This is a genomic window from uncultured Rhodococcus sp. (genome assembly GCF_963525155.1).
GTDB classification, from domain to species: domain Bacteria; phylum Actinomycetota; class Actinomycetes; order Mycobacteriales; family Mycobacteriaceae; genus Rhodococcus_F; species Rhodococcus_F qingshengii.
This window is the reverse complement of sequence record NZ_CAURKP010000085.1, coordinates 1-23,281: the sequence shown is the minus strand read 5'-3', so window position 1 is coordinate 23,281 and position 23,281 is coordinate 1. Positions and strand designations below refer to the sequence as shown.

At 62.7% G+C, this 23,281-nt stretch carries 22 protein-coding genes and 1 other RNA gene; 9 read left to right on the top strand and 14 right to left on the bottom strand.

Annotation, left to right across the window (positions count from 1 at the left end; all coding sequences use genetic code 11):
* Nucleotides 1-162 precede the first annotated feature (162 nt).
* From ssrA to RWT78_RS17525, 3 genes are all read right to left on the bottom strand, one after another.
* Nucleotides 163-533, bottom strand: a transfer-messenger RNA (tmRNA) gene (ssrA, locus tag RWT78_RS17535).
* A 66-nt stretch (nt 534-599) separates the two neighbouring features.
* Nucleotides 600-2,156 (bottom strand): SDR family oxidoreductase, encoded by a 1,557-nt coding sequence (locus RWT78_RS17530; protein ID WP_314676952.1) that lies wholly within the window; start codon nt 2,154-2,156, stop codon nt 600-602.
* Nucleotides 2,157-2,176: 20 nt separating this feature from the next.
* Nucleotides 2,177-3,124: an NAD(P)/FAD-dependent oxidoreductase gene (locus tag RWT78_RS17525; protein WP_314676950.1), complete on the bottom strand. Its 948-nt coding sequence runs from the start codon at nt 3,122-3,124 to the stop codon at nt 2,177-2,179.
* A 65-nt stretch (nt 3,125-3,189) separates the two neighbouring features.
* Between RWT78_RS17525 and RWT78_RS17520 the strand changes: the two genes are divergently transcribed.
* Nucleotides 3,190-3,774 (top strand): helix-turn-helix domain-containing protein, encoded by a 585-nt coding sequence (locus RWT78_RS17520; RefSeq protein WP_007731290.1) that lies wholly within the window; start codon nt 3,190-3,192, stop codon nt 3,772-3,774.
* 37 nt (nt 3,775-3,811) lie between these two features.
* Here RWT78_RS17520 and RWT78_RS17515 read toward each other — a convergent pair whose 3' ends face one another.
* The 4 genes from RWT78_RS17515 to ftsE form a co-directional block, all read right to left on the bottom strand.
* Nucleotides 3,812-4,669, bottom strand: coding sequence for a DMT family transporter (locus tag RWT78_RS17515; protein ID WP_073512801.1), 858 nt, complete (start codon nt 4,667-4,669; stop codon nt 3,812-3,814).
* An 8-nt stretch (nt 4,670-4,677) separates the two neighbouring features.
* Entirely contained in the window at nt 4,678-5,151 is a 474-nt protein-coding gene (gene smpB, locus RWT78_RS17510) for an SsrA-binding protein SmpB (protein WP_003942330.1), read from the bottom strand.
* A gap of 76 nt (nt 5,152-5,227) precedes the next feature.
* Nucleotides 5,228-6,133: a permease-like cell division protein FtsX gene (gene ftsX / locus RWT78_RS17505; RefSeq protein ID WP_003942367.1), complete on the bottom strand. Its 906-nt coding sequence runs from the start codon at nt 6,131-6,133 to the stop codon at nt 5,228-5,230.
* A gap of 81 nt (nt 6,134-6,214) precedes the next feature.
* Nucleotides 6,215-6,895 carry a cell division ATP-binding protein FtsE gene (ftsE, locus tag RWT78_RS17500; RefSeq protein WP_020969258.1) on the bottom strand — a complete coding sequence of 227 codons (681 nt, stop codon included), beginning with the start codon at nt 6,893-6,895 and terminating at the stop codon, nt 6,215-6,217.
* 84 nt (nt 6,896-6,979) lie between these two features.
* On the opposite strand from ftsE, the gene RWT78_RS17495 reads away from it, so the two are divergent.
* Complete coding sequence (locus RWT78_RS17495) at nt 6,980-7,243, top strand: hypothetical protein (RefSeq protein ID WP_003942353.1); 264 nt, start codon at nt 6,980-6,982, stop codon at nt 7,241-7,243.
* Between the two features lie 205 nt (nt 7,244-7,448).
* On the opposite strand, the gene RWT78_RS17490 is transcribed toward RWT78_RS17495, so the two are convergent.
* Together RWT78_RS17490 and prfB are read right to left on the bottom strand one after the other, a co-directional pair.
* On the bottom strand, nt 7,449-8,333 hold the full coding sequence (locus tag RWT78_RS17490) for a mechanosensitive ion channel family protein (protein WP_003942304.1): 885 nt from the start codon (nt 8,331-8,333) through the stop codon (nt 7,449-7,451).
* 22 nt (nt 8,334-8,355) lie between these two features.
* Nucleotides 8,356-9,462 (bottom strand): peptide chain release factor 2, encoded by a 1,107-nt coding sequence (gene prfB, locus RWT78_RS17485; protein WP_003942364.1) that lies wholly within the window; start codon nt 9,460-9,462, stop codon nt 8,356-8,358.
* Between the two features lie 109 nt (nt 9,463-9,571).
* Between prfB and RWT78_RS17480 the strand changes: the two genes are divergently transcribed.
* From RWT78_RS17480 to RWT78_RS17470, 3 genes are all read left to right on the top strand, one after another.
* Nucleotides 9,572-10,066, top strand: coding sequence for a carbonic anhydrase (locus RWT78_RS17480; protein WP_314676948.1), 495 nt, complete (start codon nt 9,572-9,574; stop codon nt 10,064-10,066).
* 19 nt (nt 10,067-10,085) lie between these two features.
* Nucleotides 10,086-10,868, top strand: coding sequence for a histidinol-phosphatase (hisN, locus tag RWT78_RS17475; RefSeq protein WP_003942301.1), 783 nt, complete (start codon nt 10,086-10,088; stop codon nt 10,866-10,868).
* A gap of 136 nt (nt 10,869-11,004) precedes the next feature.
* On the top strand, nt 11,005-12,537 hold the full coding sequence (locus tag RWT78_RS17470; RefSeq protein ID WP_314676946.1) for a multicopper oxidase domain-containing protein: 1,533 nt from the start codon (nt 11,005-11,007) through the stop codon (nt 12,535-12,537).
* On the opposite strand, the gene RWT78_RS17465 is transcribed toward RWT78_RS17470, so the two are convergent.
* Both RWT78_RS17465 and RWT78_RS17460 read right to left on the bottom strand, forming a co-directional pair.
* Nucleotides 12,531-13,169, bottom strand: a complete 639-nt coding sequence (locus RWT78_RS17465; RefSeq protein WP_047271656.1) for a response regulator transcription factor — start codon at nt 13,167-13,169, stop codon at nt 12,531-12,533. The genes RWT78_RS17470 and RWT78_RS17465 overlap by 7 nt on opposite strands.
* Entirely contained in the window at nt 13,166-14,311 is a 1,146-nt protein-coding gene (locus RWT78_RS17460; RefSeq protein ID WP_314676945.1) for a histidine kinase, read from the bottom strand. The genes RWT78_RS17465 and RWT78_RS17460 overlap by 4 nt, the downstream gene beginning before the upstream one ends.
* A 103-nt stretch (nt 14,312-14,414) precedes the next feature.
* On the opposite strand from RWT78_RS17460, the gene RWT78_RS17455 reads away from it, so the two are divergent.
* From RWT78_RS17455 to RWT78_RS17445, 3 genes are all read left to right on the top strand, one after another.
* Entirely contained in the window at nt 14,415-15,863 is a 1,449-nt protein-coding gene (locus RWT78_RS17455; protein ID WP_003942317.1) for an acyl-CoA dehydrogenase family protein, read from the top strand.
* A 27-nt stretch (nt 15,864-15,890) separates the two neighbouring features.
* Complete coding sequence (locus RWT78_RS17450) at nt 15,891-17,096, top strand: acyl-CoA dehydrogenase family protein (protein ID WP_003942363.1); 1,206 nt, start codon at nt 15,891-15,893, stop codon at nt 17,094-17,096.
* A gap of 173 nt (nt 17,097-17,269) precedes the next feature.
* The gene (locus tag RWT78_RS17445; RefSeq protein ID WP_314676942.1) at nt 17,270-18,904 is read left to right on the top strand and encodes an acyl-CoA synthetase; all 1,635 of its coding nucleotides are present in this window, start codon (nt 17,270-17,272) and stop codon (nt 18,902-18,904) included.
* Nucleotides 18,905-18,910: 6 nt separating this feature from the next.
* Here RWT78_RS17445 and RWT78_RS17440 read toward each other — a convergent pair whose 3' ends face one another.
* Genes RWT78_RS17440 through RWT78_RS17430 form a run of 3 tightly spaced genes read right to left on the bottom strand, consistent with a single transcriptional unit; the run spans nt 18,911 to nt 22,463 of the window.
* Complete coding sequence (locus RWT78_RS17440; RefSeq protein ID WP_064075173.1) at nt 18,911-20,239, bottom strand: amidohydrolase family protein; 1,329 nt, start codon at nt 20,237-20,239, stop codon at nt 18,911-18,913.
* A gap of 40 nt (nt 20,240-20,279) precedes the next feature.
* Complete coding sequence (locus tag RWT78_RS17435) at nt 20,280-21,257, bottom strand: isopenicillin N synthase family oxygenase (protein WP_003942293.1); 978 nt, start codon at nt 21,255-21,257, stop codon at nt 20,280-20,282.
* Nucleotides 21,258-21,272: 15 nt separating this feature from the next.
* Nucleotides 21,273-22,463: a hypothetical protein gene (locus tag RWT78_RS17430; protein ID WP_007731279.1), complete on the bottom strand. Its 1,191-nt coding sequence runs from the start codon at nt 22,461-22,463 to the stop codon at nt 21,273-21,275.
* Between the two features lie 252 nt (nt 22,464-22,715).
* Here RWT78_RS17430 and RWT78_RS17425 point away from each other — a divergent pair.
* Nucleotides 22,716-23,281 (top strand): ATP-binding cassette domain-containing protein (locus RWT78_RS17425; RefSeq protein ID WP_314676939.1); only part of this gene is annotated, 566 nt, incomplete at its 3' end.

Sequence of the window (23,281 nt, the reverse complement as noted above, 5' to 3'; positions counted from 1 at the left end):
CCCAAGATGTCTACTACGGTCGAGGGCGGGTGCACACCGCCGCAGCGGACGCACTCGACGGCGCGATCACCAGGAAATCATGAAATCCAAAGTGTGGAGTAACGGTGGACCGACAAAAAGAAGGCCAGGTCCGAGAGTGTCGAAACATCCTCTGACCTGGCCTTGTGGAGCTGCCGGGAATTGAACCCGGGTCCTACGTTGAATCGCTAGGGCTTCTCCGTGTGCAGTTCGCTAAGTCTCTACTTGGATCTCCCAGTCTCGCGAACAAGCCAGGATGACGATCCCAGTCACTGTTTGATGTCCCATTCGACTCCGTGACCGAGCCGAACAGTAAAGCCCTCTAGCTGATGCCAGGAACCGGGTCGAGGGCAACCCCGGGCTGACAGACACGCTTCGCTACTTAGGCAGCGAGAGCGTAGTCGCGCTGATTGGAATCGGCGCTTATAGGTTTGCAGCGACGCTTACGGTGGTCTCTTGCCTGCACCGACACGCTTCCCCTAACTCAACACACGCAGTCGAAACCGTTCAGCCCCGTGTGTGCCCCGCGTCTTTCGTGGGGCTATTCACTATAACGCGCCGAAGTTCGGAAGTCATACCAATTAATCGGCGGCACTTTCCGTGTCCTTCGCCCCAGCTGATTCCTGCACCCCAGCCGTTTCCTGCACTGCAGCCATCTCACGCTCGGCGGCACCAGTGATGTTGGTGATCATCCCCTGGAAGACGACTCCATGGAAAGGCAGGATCGAATACCAGTACGCCCGACCTGCGAGCCCGCGAGGGAAGAAGACCGCACGCTGATCGAGATGCGAACCCACCGGCCGTCCGTCGGCACCGGCTGGGCCTTCTGATACTCGCAACTCCAACCATGCTCCGCCGGGGACCTTCATCTCGGCTCGCAGACGGAGCAACTTGCCTCGGTCGATTTCTTCGACCCTCCAGAAGTCCAGGGCTGCACCGGTGTTGAGCCGACGGGGATCGCGTCGACCTCGGCGCAGTCCGACCCCGCCGACCGCGCGGTCCATCCACCCCCGGATGGCCCACGCCAAAGGGAATGAATACCAACCATTCTCGCCGCCGATCGACTCGACGACCGACCAGAGGGTTTTCGGATCCGCAGCACAGTCACGTTCGCGGTGGTCTACGTAAACTGCCTCCCCTGCCCAGTCCGGGTCGGACGGAAGAGGATCGGACGGCGCTCCCGCGATCGTCGCACCGGACCACGCCGTCTCCACCTCACCGGTCTCGATCTTGCGAAGCGCCAAACGCACAGCTTCCCGGTACGGCGTGAGGCCCTCAGCGGGAGGCGGGATGAAGTCGTCGATGTCGTGGTTGTGCATCACCGCGTCGTTCTGCAGTGATTCGATCAGTGGCATCGCCAAGCCCTGTGGGATCGGCGTGACCAATCCCACCCAGTGACCTGCCAGACGCGGGGTGAGGACCGGCAAGACGAGGATGCGTCGGCGTACCAATCCTGCGACGTCGGCGTAGGTGTTCATCATCTCGCCGTACTGCATGACATCGGGCCCACCGATGTCGAAGGCGCGGTTGACCTCCGGCGTCGTCGCCGCGGCTGCGATCAAATAGTGGAGTACGTCACGCACTGCGATCGGCTGAATGTTGTTGTGCACCCACTTGGGTGTGGTCATCACCGGAAGTCGATTGGTCAAGTGGCGCACCATTTCGAAGGACGCCGAACCCGATCCGATCACCACTCCAGCTTGGAACACAACCGTCGGAACCTCGGAGTCGAGCAGGATCCGACCGACTTCGAGCCGGGACTGCAAGTGAGTCGACAACTCTCGGTCGGAGGGATGAAGCCCGCCCAGGTAGACGATCCGTCGCACCCCCGCATCGCGGGCAGCGGCGGCGACGTTCTCCGCGCTTCGCTTGTCGATATCCGAGAACGACCCTCCCCCACCCATGGCGTGAACGAGGTAGTAGACCACGTCGATATCGTCGAAAACACCTGAGAGGGTGGCACTGTCGGTCAGATCCCCGCGCTTGATCTCCACGGAATCGTGCCAGGGAACATCGCGTAGTTTCTCCGGGCTGCGCACCACCACTCGAACTCGATGACCCTCTTCGACCAGGCGAGGGGCAAGACGTCCGCCGATGTATCCGGTCGCACCCGTGATCAACACTCTCACTGCGTCCATCACCCCACGCTACGCACAATTCAACTGCGAAGCGCGAGTGCAACCCCGAGGTCGTCGTTGGTCAACATCATGTTGATCCCCGCTCCGGCCTTCGCCCCGGCGGCTGCGGCCATGATGACCTGGGCACCCGGGTCCACGACATTGCCCGCGGCGAACACGCCGGGCACGCTTGTAGCCCCCATCATGTCGACTGTGACGAAATCGCCCATCATCGTCTCGGCGCGCTGCGCACCGAATGCGCGCAAGATCGCATCGTTGGGGTCCATCGTGAGGGCGCCACCGACAAAGACCGCCGAACGCGCGACCACACTGCCGTCGGCCAACCGCACGCCCACCAACCGATCATCCTCGACGACGGGACCGGCAACCTCACCCTCGACGATCGAAATACCGCGAGCCGCAAGCTTTTCCCGATCTTCGGAACTCAGTTCGGTGATGCGATGAAGGAAGAGAACCACGTCATCGGACCACTGGCGAACCATGAGCGCCTGGTGCATCGCAAATTCCGCGCTCTTGGCGATCACGCCGAGCGACTGATCACGCACGCCGTACCCGTGGCAGTACGGGCAGTGCAACACATCGCGGCCCCAACGCTCGCCGAAGACTTCGAGTTCTACCGGTAGGCGGTCCGTCAGACCCGTCGAAACAAGCACCTTGCGCACCTGAATCTTGCTGCCGTCAGCCAGTTCTACCGAGAATTTCTCGCCGTCCCGTGTCACCGAGACAACGGTGCCGTCATGGAACTCGCCGCCGAATTTGCGGACCTCACCTCGGCCGATGGTCAACAATTCTGCCGGGTTCATGCCGTCACGGGAGAGGAATCCGTTCATGTGGTCGGCGGCCGCGTTCCGTGGCGATCCGTTGTCGAAAACGATCACGGACCTGCGTGCCTGACCGAGAATGAGTGCGGCGTTGAGGCCTGCCGCACCGGCTCCGATTACTGCTACGTCGAATGAGTTCTGCGTCATTAATCCAGAATGACAAGAGAACGCAGTCTTGACAAACACTGTTGCCACTTTGGCAAAATGAGTGCATGACCGAAACATCGTTCGAAGCCGTACTAGCCGGCATCGGCCCTCGCCTACGTGCGTTGCGCCAACAGTCCGACATGACCCTGGCCGATTTGTCGGAGACCACCGATATCAGCGTCAGCACACTGTCGAGACTCGAATCCGGTACTCGCCGAGCCAACTTGGAGTTGCTGCTGCCGATTGCCAAGGCACACGGCGTCCCGTTGGACGACCTGGTGAACAGCAAGATCAAGGACCCCCGCGTTCGAGAAGAACCTCGAACGGTCGGATGTATGACGGTCATTCCGCTGACCAGTCAACCCGGCAATCTGCAGGCCTACAAGATGATCATCTCGCCCACCGACGACGATCGCGAACCGGGATCCCACGAGGGCTACGAGTGGGTCTACGTTCTGTCCGGGCGCATCCGACTCCAACTCGGCGACCGGGATTTCATCATGGGCGCAGGCGAGGCCGCCGAGTTCGACACGCACATCCCGCACCGCATCAGTGCTGCCGACGGCCGGCCGGCCGAGGCGATCAGCCTCTTCGGAAAACAGGGCGAGCGGGTTCACCTACGCGCAGCGCCGGCCGACAGACGCGGCTGAAACGCTGGAACTGAAAACGCTGGAACTCGAAAAAAATCTAGGCGCCCGCGACGGCAATCATGCCGACTGCCGCCAGCGCCAACAGCATTCCCGCTTGTTGCACGCGGCTTACCCGCTCGCCCAGCATCACCATGGCGAGCAGAACTGTCGCAGCCGGATACAGCGAACCGATCACGCTGACCAGTGAAAGCATTCCGCCTTGGAAGGCGTAGATCATCGTCCCGTTCGCGACGACGTCGAGGACGCTGACATACACCGCGAGCTTGAGTGGCTCGCCTCGTGGGAGAACGAAGTGACCGGCCGCCAGCGCGACCAACCACACCACGACGGTCGCAGCGCCCCGCGATACGGCCAACGCCCACAGTCCGCTGCCCTCGCCGATCTGGTGAAGTGCGATGAACGAGAGTGCAAATGCGCCACCGCTTCCGACGGTCAGAAGAGCCACTTGTCTGGTGAAGCGGAGGGTGATTCCGCCGGCAACCTCACCCGCCGTGTCGTCAGGCGACTCGCGGCTGACCAGGACGACGGCGACCAGCGCGACGGCAATACCCAGGTACGCGATCAACCCCGGCCGCTCACCGAAAGCGAAGCCGACGAGCACCGGAATGCCCGCCACCAGAACAGCTGTCAGCGGCGAGACCACCGACATGGGGCCGGTTGCCAGCGCAAGATAGAACCACCAGACCGCCAGACCACTCGTGACGCCCGCGATCGCACCCCAGATCAGACCGTTCGGCGTCAGCGTCCCGGATACGAAAGGTGCTGCGATCAGAACGATGACGAGCGAGAGTGGATACGAGACGATCACCACACGCAGTGCGGCAACTCGTCGTGACGCAACTCCCCCGACGAAGTCGCTGACTCCGTAGGCAACTGCCGCCACGAGGGCAAGCAGGATGGAGGTCAGCGCATGCCCTTGATACGACGACCGAGCTCGCGGGTCACCTCGCGCTCGGCGGTGCGCTTGGCCATGTCCTGGCGCTTGTCGTAGTCCTGCTTACCCTTTGCCAGTGCGAGTTCGACCTTGACCTTGCCGTCGTTGAAGTACATCGACAGCGGGACCAGCGTCTGATTTCCCTCGCGGGTCTTGCCGACGAGGTGCTCGATCTCACGCTTGTGCAGCAGGAGCTTTCGGGTACGACGTGGCGAATGGTTGTTCCACGTGCCTTGCGTGTACTCCGGAATGTGCAACGAGCGCAACCACACTTCGCCGTTGTCCACCGTGGCGAACGCGTCGACGAGCGACGCCTTGCCTTCACGCAGACTCTTGACCTCGGTCCCGACGAGAGCGATGCCGGCCTCGTAGGTGTCGATGATCGTGTAGTTGTGGCGTGCTTTGCGATTGGTCGCAATGACCTTGCGGCCCTTTTCCTTCACTGTCCGGGCCTCTCAGTCCGCTGTCTTGCTGTCGAATGGTTCTTGCTGTTCCAGCATAGAAGCTCGTGCAAACCGATTATTCGCGGACGTACAGACGCAGCGTCACGTACGCCGTCACCGCGGCCATTCCGACACCGGCAAGTACGAGGATCGGCGAGACGAACAGCACGTCACTGTTGGATATCCGCGCCACGATGTTTGCTTCGTAGACGTCGGACAGGACCCCGTCGATGAAGACGTTCTTCGCCGTGAACAGTCCGGCAATGGCGAGCACCGCACCGATCAAGGCCGCCACGACGGCTTCGAGGAGGAACGGAAGCTGGGTGTACCACCGCGTCGCGCCGACCAACCGCATGATGTTGACCTCGGTACGCCGCGTGAACGCGGCGATCTGGACCATGTTGGCGATGAGCAGGATGGCCGCTATCGCCTGGACGATCGCGATCGCGAACGCTGCGTTGCGCACTCCACCGAGCACGCTGAACAGTCGGTCCACCAACTCGCGCTGATTGAGCACACTCTCGACGCCGGGCCTCGAACCGAAGGTGTCGTTGATGACGCCGAACCGCTCCGGGTCACTGAGCTTGACCTTGAACGACGCCGGGAAGCTGTCGGGGCTCACCAGGGCTGCCAGTTCGGGCTGGTCCTTGAACACGCGCTCGGTGGCGTCCTTCACGGCGTCTTCGCGGTTGAGGTACTGAACCGCGACGACGGACGGAGTCTGCTCGAGTTCCTTGCGCAACGAACTGCAGATCTCCTGCTCGCAACCGGGATCGGCCGAAGAGATGTCGTCGGTCAGGAAGATCTGCACCTCGACTCGTTCGAGGAAGATCTGCTGGGTCTTGCCTGCCATCTGCACGACCAGCAGACCACCGCCGAAGAGTCCGAGGGAGATCGCCGTCGTCAAGATCATGGCGATGGTCATCGTGATGTTGCGGCGTAGGCCGGTCAGGACTTCGCTGAAAATAAAGCTGGCGCGCATCGGGGAATCCGATTCCTTTTCGAGAGGCCGGTTGTTTCACGACAACCGGTGGGCGTACGGGACGTGTGGTCGTAGTCGGCGCTACCTGCCGACGCCGTACACACCCCGCGCTTCGTCTCTGGTCACCTTGCCGAGATCGAGTTCGATGACGCGTCGACGCATGGAGTCGACGATGTGGTGATCGTGGGTCGCCATCACGACGGTGGTGCCGGTGCGGTTGATCCGCTCGAGCAGCAGCATGATGTCCTGGCTCGTTTCGGGGTCCAGGTTGCCGGTGGGCTCGTCGGCGAGCAGCACGAGAGGGCGGTTCACGAATGCGCGGGCGATGGCGACGCGCTGCTGCTCACCGCCGGAAAGTTCGGTGGGCAGTCGATCGGCTTTGCCGGCCAGACCGACCATGTCGAGAACCTCGGGCACAGTGCGCGCGATGACGTTGCGGGGCTTGCCGATGACTTCCAACGCAAAGGCCACGTTCTCGGAGACCGTCTTCTGCTGAAGCAAGCGGAAGTCCTGGAACACACAGCCCATGCTCTGGCGAAGCTTCGGCACGCGGCGGGCCGCCAACTTGTTGACGTGGAAATCCGCGACCTCGATGTCGCCGGACGTGGGCGACTCCATCTTGAGCAGCAACCGCATGAACGTCGACTTGCCGGAGCCGGAGGGCCCGATGAGGAAGACGAACTCCCCCTTCTCCACCTCCACACTGACCTTGTCGAGCGCCGGCCTGGTGGAGGCCTTGTAGGACTTCGACACATTCTTCATGCTGATCACAACTAGCCAGTCTAGCCGTTATCTAACGGTGACCTTGGCGCCACGCGCGAGCACCCTCGTCCTTATCCGGTACCGGTGGTCGCGGGTGACTGCGGCACAGACGTCGGTGCCTGCATCGCCGCGCCAGGTTGGGGAACGGTCGTCGTCGCCGGAGTGGTCGGCACCGTGGTCGCGGACTGTTCGGCGTTGCCCGGCGCAGGCGCGGGACCCGAAGTCGGCGTCGGAGAACCTGAGCTGCCCGTGCTCGATTCCGGAGACTGGGTCTCGGACGTAGTCGTCGGCTCGGTCGAGGACGGCACGGGGGTCGTCGTCGACGGTTTGACCGAGGGCGCGACGTAAGGCTCGGTCTGCGACGTGTCCACGCTGGGCGGTGGTGTCACTGCGGTCGGGTCCTCAGGATTGAGATACGTATGCAACAGATACGTCAATATCCACGCCACGATGAGAATGAAGGTAGAGGTTCGCATCCGGCCGCCGAAAATCCGGGACGGGAGCCAGTCCAGGTGAAACAGTCGGTCGAGTCCGCGGCGCGGTTCCTGATCGGTCATTCGCTCGCCTCCTCGGTCCGTACGGTGTGCAGATCCGGTGACACCGTGATCCCCTGACGTCGCAGTGCTGCGGCGACGCGGACGCGAAGAGCGCGTCCGACCTGGAACTGTTTGCCAGGGAGTGTGCGCGCGACCATCCGCACGTTGACCTGATCGACCTCCAGGCTTTCGACGCCCATGACCGTGGGCTCGTCGAGCAGCAGTTTCTTGAGTCCGCGGTCGGCCATCGCGTCGACTCCGACCTGGCGAAGCACCTCGTTGACCCGGGTGAGATCGGCGGTCGCCGGAACCGGAACGTCGATGACGGCGCGTGCCCAATCCTTGGACAGGTTGGTCGCTTTCACGATCTGGCCGTTGGGAACGGTGATGACCTCGCCGTCGGAGTTCCGCATCCGCGTCACGCGCAGGGTCACGTCCTCGATGACACCCTCGGCGTCGTCGGAGGAGCCGGTGATCGCAAGCCGGACGGTGTCACCGAAGCCGTACTGACGTTCGGTGATGATGAAGAAACCGGCAAGAATGTCCTGCACGACGCGCTGTGCACCGAAACCGAGCGCCGCACCGAGAACGGTCGCCGGCGCGACGAGACTTCCGATCGGCAGGTTCAGTTGGTCGAGAACCTTCAGCGTCGCGATCACGTAGATGAACGTGATGACCACCCAGGTGATGACCTGCGCGACCGAGTGACGATGCTTGGTCGCCTCGGAACGAACCAGCGCATCGCCCAACTGATAGTTGGAGTCGATCTGGTCGGTGACCTTGTTGCCTCCCCAACTGACCAACCGGGCGAGAATCATCGCCCCGAGCACGGTCATGAGGACGGACAAACCGGTGGTTTGAAGCCAATCGAGCAGGTTCTGCCCAGGTCGAAGTAAAGTCATCGTGCCTTTCGGTATCCGAACGCTATGCGGACTGGTTCTCGCTCATGCGCCAGCGGATGCCGGCCTCGAGGAACCCGTCGATGTCGCCGTCGAGCACTGCCGACGGGTTGTTGACCTCGTACTCGGTACGCAGGTCCTTGACCATCTGGTACGGATGCAGAACATAGGAGCGCATCTGGTTGCCCCACGAGCTGCCGCTGTCGCCCTTGAGCGCATCCATCTCGGCGCGCTCTTCCTGACGCTTGACCGCGAGCAGCTTGGCTTGCAGGACGCGCATCGCCGACACCTTGTTCTGGAGCTGCGACTTCTCGTTCTGACAGGTGACGACGATTCCCGTCGGGATGTGTGTGAGTCGAACGGCGGAGTCCGTCGTGTTGACCGACTGGCCGCCGGGACCGGACGAGCGGTAGACGTCGACGCGGATGTCGTTCTCGTTGATCTCGATGTGGTCGGTCGTCTCGACGACCGGCAGTACCTCGACCTCGGCGAACGACGTCTGACGACGCCCCTGGTTGTCGAAGGGACTGATGCGAACGAGCCGGTGGGTGCCCATCTCGACAGACAGCGTGCCGTACGTGTACGGGCCCTTGATCGCGAACGTCGCGCTCTTGAGTCCGGCTTCTTCGGCGTACGACGTGTCGTAGACCTCGACGCCGTAGTCGTGCTTCTCCGCCCAGCGGATGTACATACGCATGAGCATCTCGGCCCAGTCTGCAGCGTCGATACCGCCGGCACCGGAGCGGATGTTGATGAGCGCGTCGCGCTCGTCGTACTCGCCCGAGAGCATGGTCTTGACTTCCATCGCCGCGATGTCGTCTCGCAGGCTCGCGCGCTCGGCGTCGGCGTCGGCCACCGCGTCGGGGCCTTCGTCTTCTGCCAGTTCGTAGAGGATCGGCATCTCGTCGAGTCGCTCGCGTAGTGCCACGATCCGGCGCAGCTCGGCCTGCGCGTGGGAGAGCTGGCTCGTGACCTGCTGGGCGTGTTCCTGGTCGTTCCACAGACCCGGGTCGGCTGCCTGGTGCTCGAGCTCGTCGATGCGTCGGCGCAGCTCCTCGACGTCCACAACCGATTCGCAGGTGCGAAGGGTGGTGTCGAGGGCGTTCAGGTCTGCAATTACGTCGGGATGCACGGTTCTCAAGGCTACCGGGTGCCGACCTCGGCCCTGCCGCCCGTCACGTATTGGGATCACCGGGACTGGAAGCCTTGCCAACGTCGCTCCGAGGGAACCTACTGGAACGATGACTGTCACCGACGAATACCTGCAGAACAACGCCGCCTACGCCGAGCAGTTCACCGGACCGCTCCCCCTCCCACCCAGCAAACACGTCGCCGTACTCGCCTGCATGGACGCCCGCATCGACGTCTATCGGGTGCTGGGAATCAAGGAAGGCGAATCGCACGTCATCCGCAATGCGGGTGGAGTCGTCACCGACGACGAGATCCGATCCCTGGCCATCAGCCAGCGTCTGCTGGGAACTACCGAGATCATCCTCATCCACCACACCGACTGCGGAATGCTGACGTTCACCGACGACGACTTCAAGCGATCCATCCAGGACGAGATCGGCATCAAACCAAATTGGGCTGCCGAATCGTTTCCCGACATCGACGAGGACGTCCGTCAGTCGTTGAAGCGCGTCGAGAACAGTCCGTTCGTCACCGCGACGACCTCCCTACGCGGATTCGTCTTCGACGTCGCAACCGGAAAGCTGAACGAGGTCCTCCCCGATTGAGCCGGTAGGTTGTGTACCCGTGACCGATCGCGCATCCGACCTCGCACTCGCCCTCCGTATCGCCGACGAGGCTGACGCGATCACTCGCGCCCGCTTCGGCGCCCTCGACCTTCGAGTGGACGACAAGCCGGACCTCACCCCCGTCTCCGACGCCGATCTGGCTGTCGAGCGAGCAGTGCGCGCGACGCTCGGTGAGCATCGTCCTGCGGATTCCGTACTCGGCGAGGAATTCGGCGGCGACGCAGTCTTCGAGGGCAGACAGTGGGTTGTCGACCCCATCGACGGGACCAAGAACTTCGTCCGCAACGTACCGGTGTGGGCCACGCTGATCAGCTTGCTCGAGGACGGCGTCCCGGTCGTCGGCGTCGTGAGCGCACCTGCACTGAATCGGCGATGGTGGGCTGCAACAGGTTTGGGTGCACATACGTCCTTCGGGGACAGTGATGCGCGGGCGATCCAGGTATCCGCCGTCGATCGCAGCGAGTCAGCGAGCCTGAGCTTCTCGAGCCTCTCGGGGTGGAAGGACCGCGGAATTCGCGATCAGTTCGTCGAACTCACCGACCACGTCTGGCGCGTGCGCGGTTACGGGGACTTCTTCTCCTACTGCCTCGTGGCCGAAGGCGCCGTCGACATTGCTGCCGAACCCGAGGTGTCCCTGTGGGATCTGGCAGCGCTCGACGTATTGGTCCGTGAGGCCGGCGGCGCGTTCACCGATCTGGACGGCGGCGCAGGTCCGCACGGCGGCAGCGCGGTCGCCACCAACGGACTGCTGCACGAAGACGTTCTGGCCCGCCTGCGGTAACACCCGAGTACCAGAACATCCCACCCGCCGCAAGGGTCCGAGGGAGGAGTTCCGACAGGCCCGTCGGCAGGATTCGGCACGACATCTCGGCCCGTTGACTGGAAGTAGTTGATCACGCACTACTTCCAGGAGAACGATGAACCGGATTTCCAGGCGCACGATTCTGTTCGGTCTGGCCGCAGCGCCCCTCGGGCTCGCGGTGGGCTGCGGCGCCGACCCGGCAGCGAAGAGCGCCACGTTGGCGGTGGCCGGAACTTCGCGTCCGCTACCGATTCCGCCGCTTGCCGAATCCACCGTCGACGACGCCGGTGTTCGCCACTTCACACTTCGTGCCGGTGCCGGGACCACCGAGATCGTCGCGGGAAAACTCACCGACACTTGGGGTTTCAACGGATCCATTCTGGGGCCGACCGTCCGCGCCGAACGCGGAGAATCTGTCGCATTCACGATCGACAACACACTGGCAGAGCCCACGACCGTCCATTGGCACGGCATGCATCTGCCCGCCCGATACGACGGCGGCCCGCACCAGACCATCGAAGCCGGCGGACGCTGGGAACCGGCGTGGACGATCGGCCAGTCGGCGTCGACGCTCTGGTATCACCCACACCCGCACGGATCCACCGAACGGCACGTGCAGCGCGGTCTCGCCGGACTGTTCCTGATCGACGACGCCGACACGCGGGCGTTGGACATCCCCAAAACCTATGGTGTCGACGATGTTCCGCTGATCATCCAGGATCGTCGATTCCTCGCCGACGGCAGCTTCGACGAATCGGATCCGACCGACATAGGCCTGCTCGGCGACACGATCGTCACCAACGGCATCTCCGACGCCTACCTCGACGTCACCACCGGGGTCGTCCGGTTACGCATTCTGAACGGCTCTTCCGGCCGTCTCTACAACCTGGGGTTCCCCGACGACCGCACGTTCGATCTGATTGCCACCGACGGCGGACTGCTCGAATCACCTATTGCGATCAAGCGGATTCAGCTCAGCCCCGGCGAACGAGCCGAGATCGTGGTTCGCGTCGACCCCGGTGCGACGACCACACTGGTGTCGTTCCCGATCGAGGACGGCGGTGGCGTGAGTTCCTCCGACGCCGAGAACTTCGGCATGAACGACCGCTTCGACATCATCGAACTGCGGGGCGTTGCCAGCCGCGCGTCACGGTCGACTCTCCCGGCGCAGTTGGCCGTACTGCCGCGTCTGGATCCGTCGAAGGCAAGCGTTTCCCGAACCTTCGATCTGCAGTGGTACATGATCAACGGGCAACGAATGGACATGAACCGCATCGACTTCGAGGCCGAGGTCGGCGCGACCGAGGTGTGGACGATCACCAACAAGGACAACTGGCCACACAATTTCCATGTCCACGACGTACAGTTCCAGATCCTCGACGTCGACGGTCGCACTCCCCCGCCGCACTTGCGCGGACTCAAGGACACCGTCTACACACCGCCGGGCAGCAGGGTTCGCGTCGCACTGCAGTGGTCCGAGTACACCGATCCCACCTTCCCGTACATGTTCCACTGCCACCTGCTGATGCACGAGGACCAAGGGATGATGGGCCAATTCCTCGTCCTCGAACCGGGACAGAAGGCGGCTCCGATGCAGATGGACATGCCGATGGACATGCCGATGCCTGGTTCGCACTCCGGTCACTGAAAGTTCTGCAAGTGGTACACAGCGAGGCGAACCCGATTGTCGCAACCGGTCTTCGACATCAGGTTCGCCACGTGTGTCTTCACTGTGGTCACACCCAGATGCAGCGTGTCCGCGATCTCCTGATTGCTCTTCCCTTCTGCCACCAGCGCGAGGACCTGCGATTCGCGATCGGTCAACGGAACCTTCTCCGTCGCAGCAGTGTCTGCGATACCACCGATCACCGCTCGATCCACAACGCGGCGGAGAAGTTCCGGAGTGAACACCATCTCGCCCTCGGCGATCCGCCGAATGGCACCGAGCAACTCGGCGGGTTCGGTGTCCTTGACGAAGAATCCCGAAGCCCCCGCGGCGAGTGCGGGATACAGATGATCGTCGTCGTCGAAGGTGGTCAGCACGAGGATGCGCGCTCGACGACCGGCCTTGACGATCTGCTGCGTGGCGCCGATCCCGTCCAGCCCAGGCATTCTCAAGTCCATCAGAATCACGTCGGGATCCAATTCGGCAGCGAGTGCTACCGCCTCGACGCCGTTCGACGCCTCACCGGCCACGGTCATGTCCTCGGCTGCCGCGCACAGCATCCGCAAACCGGCGCGCACCAGTCGCTGGTCGTCGACGATCAGCACGCTGATCACGAGACACCGCCCGAGACAACGAGTGGAATACTCACGTGCACTTCCCATTTCCCGTCACTGTTGGTGCCCGCGGTCATCTCGCCGCCGACCAACTCCGCACGCTCCCGCATTCCCACCAGGCCATGACCTGCACTCCGAGGCGATCCCTCGACGTCGTTGACAACCCTGACATGCACCCGGTTGTCTTCACGACCGACCGAGACCGATACCAGCCCCTTCTTGTCGCCATGCTTCATGACGTTGGTCAGTGATTCCTGAATCACCCGCAACAACGTCAGCCTCCCGATCGCGTCGAGATCGGCTGCGCCTGACTCGACATTCTCCTGGGCATCGAAGACTGCCTGCACCTCGAAACCCGCCGCACGCACACGATCTATCGCCGCCTCGATTTCCGCCTCGACGGCATCCGGCTCGACCAGAGCGACCTCACCGAGCGAAGGATCACGAAGTGCGACCAGGAGGCGACGGATATCGGCCAGCGCATCCGACGCCGTCGCACGCACATCCGCGAGGACCTCACGCACGGCCTCGTCCTGGGGCGCCAAGACATGTTGAGCCACGCCGATTCTCAGGACGATCGATGCCATGTGGTGCGCAACCAGGTCGTGCAGTTCGCGGGCGAGCGCACTGCGCTCTGCAGCGCGGGTCTGCGCAAGATTGTTCGCGGCCAATTCACGCTGCGAGCGTAGATACAGCCCGAGCAGCAGTGGCAACCCCACGTACGCAAGCACTTTCACAGCCGTCGTGACAGACCAGAACGCTTCGTGAGATTCGAACCAGATCCCCGCGAGCACCGAACCGCACCATCCTGCTGCCGATACGGCAACCATTTCTCTACGCTCGGCCCGCATCGTGACGTCGACGACGGCGACCGCCCCGAGATACGGAACAAGCTCGGACAGCCCCCAGGCGTCGGCGACGAACATCGGAACGGCGAGCGCCGAGATGACCAGGGACGCGAAGACCGGCCATCGACGGCCGACGGCGAAGGCGAGCGCCGACAGCATCGACAGTATCCAGTAGGTGAGGGGAACTCGATACTCCCCCGGATACGTGCTGGCGATCAACAGGCACGGGACCACCACCAACGGCGTGTAGCGCACGTACCGCTGTATCCGATCTGGCACCTCTGTCCGGTTCACCCCTCGAGCCTATGACGCGCATCATTTCGCGGTTTCTCGACAACAGACCTTACTGATGAGTAAGATAAGGATCGTCCAACGCCCCAACACCGAGAAACAGCTGGTGATCATGACCAAGCAAGACAGTGTTGCCCCCGACAAGAGCGCTCAGCGCAGCGAATCGGGCGCGCAGCGCGGCGGCGCCAAGGGTGCGCCCCGCGACACGTCCGCCGTCGGCCTGAACCCGATCAAACGCGACGCCATGGGCGCAGCCATGCGTGTGCTTACCAAGATCACCGGTTCGGAACTGGCCGAGAAGTTCAATCTGCGTCAGACCATCGATCGCGTGACCTACGAGGGCACCAAGACGGGCTTCAAAACCCTGGGTGCCGCCACTCGAGGATTCCAGAAGGTCTCGGGCAACGGCGCACCCAAGCGCCTGCCCGACAACCCGAGCAAGAACGCCGACTACTTCGATCTGACCCCCGACGACGACCAGAAGATGATCGTCGAGACCGTGCGCGAGTTCGCGGCCGAGATCCTGCGTCCCGCAGCGCACGACGCCGACGGCGCAGCGCAGGCACCCGCCGATCTCTCCAAGCGCGCAGCCGAGCTCGGCATCACGCTGATCAACGTTCCCGAAGAACTCGACGGAGCAGCTGCCGATCGCGGCGCAGTCACCAATTCTCTTGTTGCCGAGGCACTTGCGCACGGAGACATGGGGCTTGCACTTCCGATCCTCGCACCCAGCGGCGTTGCGGTCGCACTGACGCAGTGGGGCACCGACGCGCAGCAGAAGACCTACCTTCCGGCCTTCACCGGCGAGCAGGTCCCCGGCGCAGCAGTAGTGGTCAACGAACCACGCGCACTGTTCGATCCGTTTGCCCTGCAGACCAAGGCAGTTCGCTCCCCCAGCGGCTACAAGCTCAACGGCGTCAAGAGCTTGGTGCCCGCCGCGGCTACGTCCGAACTCTTCGTCATCGCCGCAGAACTCGACGGGAAGCCGTCCTTCTTCATCGTCGAATCCGACACCAAGGGACTCGTCGTCGAAGCAGATCCCAGCATGGGTCTGCGCGCCGCAGGCCTGGGTCGCCTGATCCTCACCGATGTCGCTGTGTCGGAGTCCGCACTGCTCGGCGACGGTGACGCCGAGCAGCGCAAGGCCGAATACGCCGACGCGATTCGCCTGGCTCGCCTCGGTTGGGCGTCCATGGCCGTCGGAACCAGCCAGGCAGTTCTCGACTACGTGATTCCGTACGTCAACGAGCGCGAAGCGTTCGGCGAGCCGATCAGCCACCGCCAGGCGGTTGCCTTCATGGTCGCCAACATCGGCATCGAACTCGACGGACTGCGTCTGGTCACGCTTCGGGGCGCTTCACGCGCCGAGCAGGGCTTGTCCTTCGCTCGCGAATCCGCTCTGGCCCGGAAGCTGGCTTCCGAGAAGGGCATGCAGATCGGCCTCGACGGTGTGCAACTCCTCGGTGGACACGGGTTCACCAAGGAACACCCGGTCGAGCGCTGGTACCGCGACCTCCGTGCCATCGGCGTTGCCGAGGGCATCGTCCTCATCTGACGCCGCTGAACTTCCAGGAGAACCACGATGATCAACCTCGAACTTCCCAAGAAGCTCAAAGCATCAGCGAACCAGGCACATCAGGTCGCGGCGCAGATCTTCCGACCCATCTCACGTAAATACGATCTTGCCGAGCACGAGTACCCCGTCGAGCTCGACACCATGGCCGCCATGGTCGAAGGCCTCTCCGATTCCGGTGGAGACATCGGCGGTGCCAGCGGTGGACGGTCAGATGCGAGCGCCAAGGGCGGCAACGCCAACGGCGGCAACATGTCTGCGCTCCTCAACTCGCTCGAAACATCTTGGGGCGACGTCGGACTCATGCTCTCGATCCCCTACCAGGGGCTCGGCAACGCCGCGATCGCCGCAGTGTCAACCGACGAACAGCTCGAACGTTTCGGCAAGGTGTGGGCCTCGATGGCCATCACCGAACCGAGTTTCGGTTCCGACTCCGCCGCAGTGACCACCACCGCCGTTCTCGACGGCGACGAGTGGGTTCTCAACGGCGAGAAGATCTTCGTCACCGCCGGTGAGCGTTCGACGCACATCGTCGTGTGGGCGTCGGTCGACAAGTCGAAGGGCCGAGCGGCCATCAAGTCGTTCGTCGTTCCGCGTGACGCACCGGGCCTGAGCGTTGCTCGCCTCGAGCACAAGCTGGGCATCAAGGCCTCCGACACCGCAGTACTCCTGCTCCAGGATTGCCGCATTCCCGCGGACAACATCCTCGGCAGCCCGGAGGTCAACGTGGAGCAGGGCTTTGCCGGCGTCATGCAGACGTTCGACAACACCCGGCCCCTCGTTGCAGCCATGGCCGTCGGCGTCGGACGCGCAGCTCTCGAAGAACTGCGCGGCATCCTGACCGAAGCCGGTGTCGAGATCTCCTACGACACACCGGTCTACAACCAGCATGCAGCTGCAGCCGAGTTCATCCGTTTGGAAGCCGACTGGGAGGCCGCGTACCTGCTGTCTCTGCGCGCGGCGTGGATGGCCGACAACAAGAAGCCGAACTCGCTCGAAGCGTCCATGTCCAAGGCGAAGGCCGGCCGCACCGGCACCGACGTGACGCTCAAGGCAGTCGAGTTGGCCGGCACTTACGGCTACTCGCAGCGCCCGTTGCTCGAGAAGTGGGGCCGCGACTCGAAGATTCTCGACATCTTCGAGGGCACCCAGCAGATCCAGCAGCTGATCGTCGCACGCCGCCTGCTCGGAAAGTCTTCCGCCGAACTGAAGTGACGGTCGAACTGAAGTGACGGTCGCACGGACCAGATCCCGAAACACTCCGCCCCGCCACCTTTCGAGGTGGCGGGGCGGAGTGCTCGGTCGCCATCGTGAAACTTCACCACCGAAACCAGATTGCGCATTAGTGTGTAATCAGTCCTACAACGACGCTCGGAAGAGGTTCACGTATGCCCGGATTGGTCACCAAGGTCACTGACACCATCGGCGCGGCGGGGGTCATGTTCCGAGCCGGACTCGTCCCGTTCCCTCGCCTCGATCGCGGACTCAAATCCATTGCAGCCGTGGACAAGTACGGACCCTTTGCCGGGCCGGTCCATGCACACGCCGAGAACGGCTACGACGCGGTGGCGATCATCGACGAGCGCGGACCCATCACCTATGCCGAGCTCGAGCGTCAGAGCAACGCGTTGGTCCGGGCGTGGCAGGCCGACGGCATCACCTCCGACTCCGTCATGGGTGCGATGTGCCGTAACCATCGAGGTTTGGTCCTGACCATGCTGGCAGCAGCGAAGAACGGAACGAAGCTCGTTCTCATGAACACGGGCTTCGCTCGGCCCCAACTCGTGGACGTCGCAGCGCGTGAGAAGGTGGTCGCCTTCGTCTACGACGACGAGTTCGCGGACATCGCCGATGCCTTGCCGGACGACGTCGTCGTCTATCGTTCCTGGCCAGAGGGCACGGCCGCTGACGGTTCCATGGCAGCCACTCTCGACGAGGCCATCGCCGGACGCACCACGTCGTCGGTGCCGGCACCCGAGAAGAACGGTGGCTTCGTCCTCCTCACCAGCGGCACAACGGGAACTCCCAAGGGTGCGCCGCGTGGCCACACCTCCCCTCTCGCGTCGGCGCAGTTCCTCGACCGCGTGCCGTTGCGCCGCGGACAGACAATGATGATGGCGGCCCCCGCCTTCCACGGAACCGGTGTCTCGCAGTTCGCTCTCGCGTTGGCGCTCGGCCAGACCGTCGTCATGCATCGAAAGTTCGATCCGGAGAACACGATCAAACTTGTCGCCCAGTACAAGTGCGACAGTCTGGTCGTGGTCCCGACGATGCTCACTCGCATCATCGACCTCGGTCCCGACGTGCTGTCCAAGTACGACACGTCGAACCTGAAGATCATCTTCTCGGCAGGTTCGTCACTCTCACCCGACCTGTGCAAGCGAGTCACGGCCTCGTTCGGGTACGTCCTCTACAACCTGTACGGATCCACCGAGGTCGCAGTGGCCACCGTCGCGACTCCCGAGGATCTGACCATTGCGCCGGGAACCGCGGGCCGCGCTCCGGTGACCTGTCACGTCGAACTGTTCGACGAGAACAACAAGAAGATCACCACCCCACACACGATCGGCAGGATCTTCGTCGCCAGCGGACTGAGCTTCGAGGGATACACCGACGGGCGTGACAAGGAACGCATCGACGGACTTCTCTCGACCGGCGACGTGGGACACTTCGACGCCAACGGCCTCCTCTTCGTCGACGGCCGCGACGACGACATGATCGTCTCCGGTGGCGAGAACGTCTACCCGCTCGAAGTCGAGAACCTGCTCGCCGATCGCGAGGACGTCTTGGAAGCGGCAGTCATCGGAGTCGAGGACGCCGACTTCGGGCACCGCCTGCGAGCGTTTGTGGTCGTCGCCCACGGCGCCGACCAGAACTCCGACGAGCTGAAGGATCACGTCCGGTCGAATCTCGCGCGCTACAAGGTTCCCCGCGAGATCGTCTTCATCGACGAACTTCCCCGCAACGCCACCGGAAAGCTGTTGCGCCGCGTCCTGATCGAGATGGAGATCAGCGAAGACTGAGCACAGTCACAAAGCGCTGAGCGTGCGGATCAATTCCGCCTCGTCGACGCGAGTGGAGTGCCCGTCGCGGAGCACGACCTCGCCCGCAACCAACACCGTGTCCACTATCTGACGACTGCCCGTCGTGAGAATGGACGCGCCCGGATCTCGCACCGGGAGGCAACCGAAGTCGCGTTCGAACCGAATCATGGTGAGGTCGGCGGGATCGCCCACGGAGATCCCGCCGGACCTGGCCGGCAGACCGAGTGCTGCGTTTGCACCGCCGGATGCGATGTCGATCATGGCTTCGAAGCCGAGCAGGTCGGCGCGGCCGCGCGCGGCTCGCTGCACGTAGGCGCCGGTGCGCAGCGTCTCGAGCATGTCCTGAGTGTCGTTGCTGGCTGCGCCGTCCACACCCAACCCCACCGCGATCCCCGCGTCGAGGAAACTCGGGACGGGCGCGATTCCGCTACCGAGGCGCATGTTGCTGACGGGGTTGTACGACACTCCGACGCCGCGCTCCGCCAGCACCTTCTGACCACGGTCGTCGAGTTCGACGCAGTGGACCGCCAGCACCCGGTCCCACAAGAACCCATGGGAATCCAGGTAGTCGACCGCGTTCATGCCCGCGTGTTCGGTACACATCGTGTTGTCGGTCTGCGTCTCGAGCAGGTGAATCGAGACCGTCAGGTCGCGAGCCTGCGCGAACTCACGCACTTCGGACATCCCATCCGGGGTCAGCGAACGTGGGTTCGGTACCGCGACTGCCACGTCGACGCGGGAACCTGCGACGTCGCGCATCATCTGATCCGTATGTGCGAGAACGTCTCCGAGTGGTTGCATGAGCCGCGGATCGAAGCCCCACTTCCTCGTCTTGTCCGCCCGGTCTGCGGTTCCGCGTCCCAGTACGGCACGAATCCCGGTGTCGTGCAACGCCCGGATCACAGCGTCGTGAACCTCGCTGGACGGATGCGGCCACATGTGTTCGACCAGGGTGGTCGTACCGCTGCGCAATGCCTCCAGCGAGGCTGCGACAGTGGCCGTGTATGCGCGCTCCGGCGTGATCTGAACCGACTCTTCTGCGACCGCGAGAAGCCATTCGAGAAGCGGTGTCCCTTCGGCGATCCCACGCATCAGTGACTGCTGAAGGTGCGTATGGGTGTTGACGAAGCCAGGGATCAGATACGCCCCCGATCCGTCCACACTTCCAGGTGTGGCGGTGCCGGTCGACTTCTCGATCGATTCGACCACCCCATTCGAGACGACGACGTCGTGGCCGGTCAGCCATTGCCCGCCGCTGTACAACGTCACGTCCCGGATGATCGCGTCGGTCATGTTCTTGGGCGCGGTAGTCATCGCCAGTTCTCCTGAAAGTGTGTGACGGAACGGATACGGATCAACGCGCGAAGTTCGCGCGCACTCGCTGGTCGATGTAGTCCTCGGCAGTGATCGGCGGGTACTTGCCCGCCGGCCCCTCGATGGTCACGTCGCGGTTCGCCTGAGCGAAGAACGCGAGGCTGTAGCGGGCTCCCCGATAGTCGGTGACTCCGGGACTCTTGACCCGATGAAAATTCGACGGCAGGACGTCATCACTCCATCTCATCAGCATGTCGCCGATGTTGCAGGTGATCGCTTCCTCAGCCGGCACCACCGACGTCCATTCCTGGGTGTCCATCTCCTTGCCCGGGCACAGTTGCAAACCGCCCTGACCGTCACGCTGGAAAAGCAATGTCAGGCAATCGAAATCGGTGTGTGCTCCGGCACGCCACATCCCTTCGACATCTGCGTCGGCGGCAAGGGGGAAGTAGTGGAGTAGTCGCAGCGTGCTCTGGTAGGTGTCCACCGACGGGTCATGTGCCCTGGTGAAGAAGTCTCGTTCGAATCCCAGCTTCTCGGCGAAGCACGACAACAGGTCCATCGCAATGCCCCAGCACTTGGCTTCGAAGTCCAGGATCGTTTCGCGGAATCCGCCCAATTCGTCTGCAGTGGGCCACAGATCACCCATATGCGGGCGGGTCACCTGATAGGACTCTTTCTGATCAGGTGTTCCGATGGACGGACGCACCTGCGTCATGCTCTCCCAGCCGGAGTTGAAACCCTTCTTGAGCGGATACTGCGCTTTGACCTCAGTGGGCAGTGCAAAGAATCGCTCGGCCGCCGCGAAAGCCTCGCGGACCTGGTCCAGATCGATCCCGTGATTGACGATTTGGAAGAATCCGATGTCGGTCGCTGCCGACCACAACTCCTCGGCGATCTCGCTGCGCCGGTTCTCGAAATCCGAGAGATCGATTCTTCGGACCTCGCGGTCGGTGGTCTCCGTGCCCAGGCCACCCATGCGGGTCTCGCGGTTGAGTTCTGTCATGTCGTACGTCATTTGCTGTCAGCTCCTTCAGCGGATTCCGATGGACCGATCGGTGAACTTGTCGGTGTAGATCTCTTCTGCAGTCAATGACTGCGGTATCGCCGCTCCCCCGGCGTTCAGGATGGGCTTCAGTTCTTCGACGGTGTGAGCGACGCGCGTCATGTCGAACGTGCCGACGGATCCGTCCGCCTCGTTCGCGATCAGGCCCTTCTCCTTCAAGAGTTGGGCACTGAACGCTGCTTCACCCTCGGTGTAGGGAGAGAACGACACGTCCTGCGAGACGACGTCGACAATGGCAGCATTCGCCGTATCCGGCGCAGTGATGTAGTCCGCGGTGGCCTGCTGAATGATCGGAACCAGCTTGCTCAAACACGGGGAGAGTGTCTCGACCTTGTCGGCACGAACGGAAACATTGGACGCGTAGATGTCGAAACCCGAATCTTTCAGCAGGTCATAGGAAACCGGCTTGTCCCACGCCGGCGTCTCCTTCTCGTACGTGTACGGTTCCGAATTCGCGAATCCTTGCTGAGCGATGGTCGGGTCACCGACAAATCGCGAGGGAGCTCCGTCGTAGCTCGTGTCGAGCTGAGACTGCTTCAGTAGGCCTTTCGCCACGAGCCACTGCGGAAACAGTTGCTCCTTGGAAACGACGACACTCGCGTCGGACTTGCCGATATCGGCAACACTCGCCCATTCCGGATGAGACTCTTTGTCCCACATGAGGATTGCCGGGCTGTACTTGAGCAATGGCGTGACGGCCACAACGGGCTGACTTGCCGCTGCCGCGATCACCTGATCGCCGTGCACCAAGCCGAGAGTGATCGAATCATCGACGTACATCTGGGAACTGACGGATTGGAACCCGATTGCCGGTCCCCCGGCCCGCAAGGTCAAGTCGACTCCGGTGTCCTTCCCTCCGGCGACAAGAGTCCCGCTGACGGACTTGTCGTCGGTGTCGACCGAATAGCCGGGACCAAGCATCTCGAAGAGCGCTCCCATATCCGACTGTGGCTGCCATTGGAGTTGAACCACAACGTTTTCCGGACAGAGACCCGCTAGGTTCTGAGCCTCGGCAGCTGGTTCGAGAGATTCAGCCTTGGCCGTCTCAGCCTCACTGGAGCTGCACGCAGTCAATCCGATGGCTGCGCACATGGCCAGTGCCGCGCCCGCCGCTCCCACACTTCTGCGATTGGAATGCACCTTGCGATTTGAATACACAGCGTCTCCTTCGTGAAAACAATTGGGATGTGGGCGAACCAAGAAGGGTGATCCGATGTGCACACTCTGCAGCACATGGATTACATGCAATCGACTAGTTGTTTCCATCAGGTAACGCGCAACCAGGATTCTCGCTTCACCTGCAATGTCACCTCACATTTACATTCAGCAATCTAGTCGACATACATGCAATTCAAGATGGTTCATACATCTTGAAGAACTTTTGCATGCATTATTGAACCGGAGGCTCAGATGGAACTCGCGAACACGATGCAGGATGCCGACGCTCGCAAGCTCACCGCACCGATGCAGATGGTCTTTTCCGATGTCGTCAAGAAGTTCGATACCGGCACTGTCGCGCTGGACGGCATCGATCTGAACGTGGAGCGAGGAGACTTCGTCGCCGTGGTCGGACCCTCCGGCTGCGGCAAGTCGACTTTGTTGCGCATGGCGGCCGGCCTCGAGCGACCGACCAGCGGCGCGGTTGCCCTCGACACCGAATCAGTTGGCTTCATCTTCCAGGAGCCGACTCTCCTCCCCTGGCGAACCGTGCAGGCCAACGTCGAATTGTCCGCCGAACTCGGTGGCGGCGACAAAGCAGCCCGAAAATTGCGCGCCGACGAGGCAATTCGCGCAGTGGGACTGGCGGACTTCGCGAAACAACTGCCCAACGCGTTGTCGGGCGGAATGAAGATGCGCGTCTCGTTGGCGCGTGCGCTCACCCTCGCACCTGCTGTGAGGCTGCTCGACGAACCTTTCGGTGCTCGCGACGAGATGACACGACGGGAGATGCAGGTAGAGCTGCAACGGCTCTACAC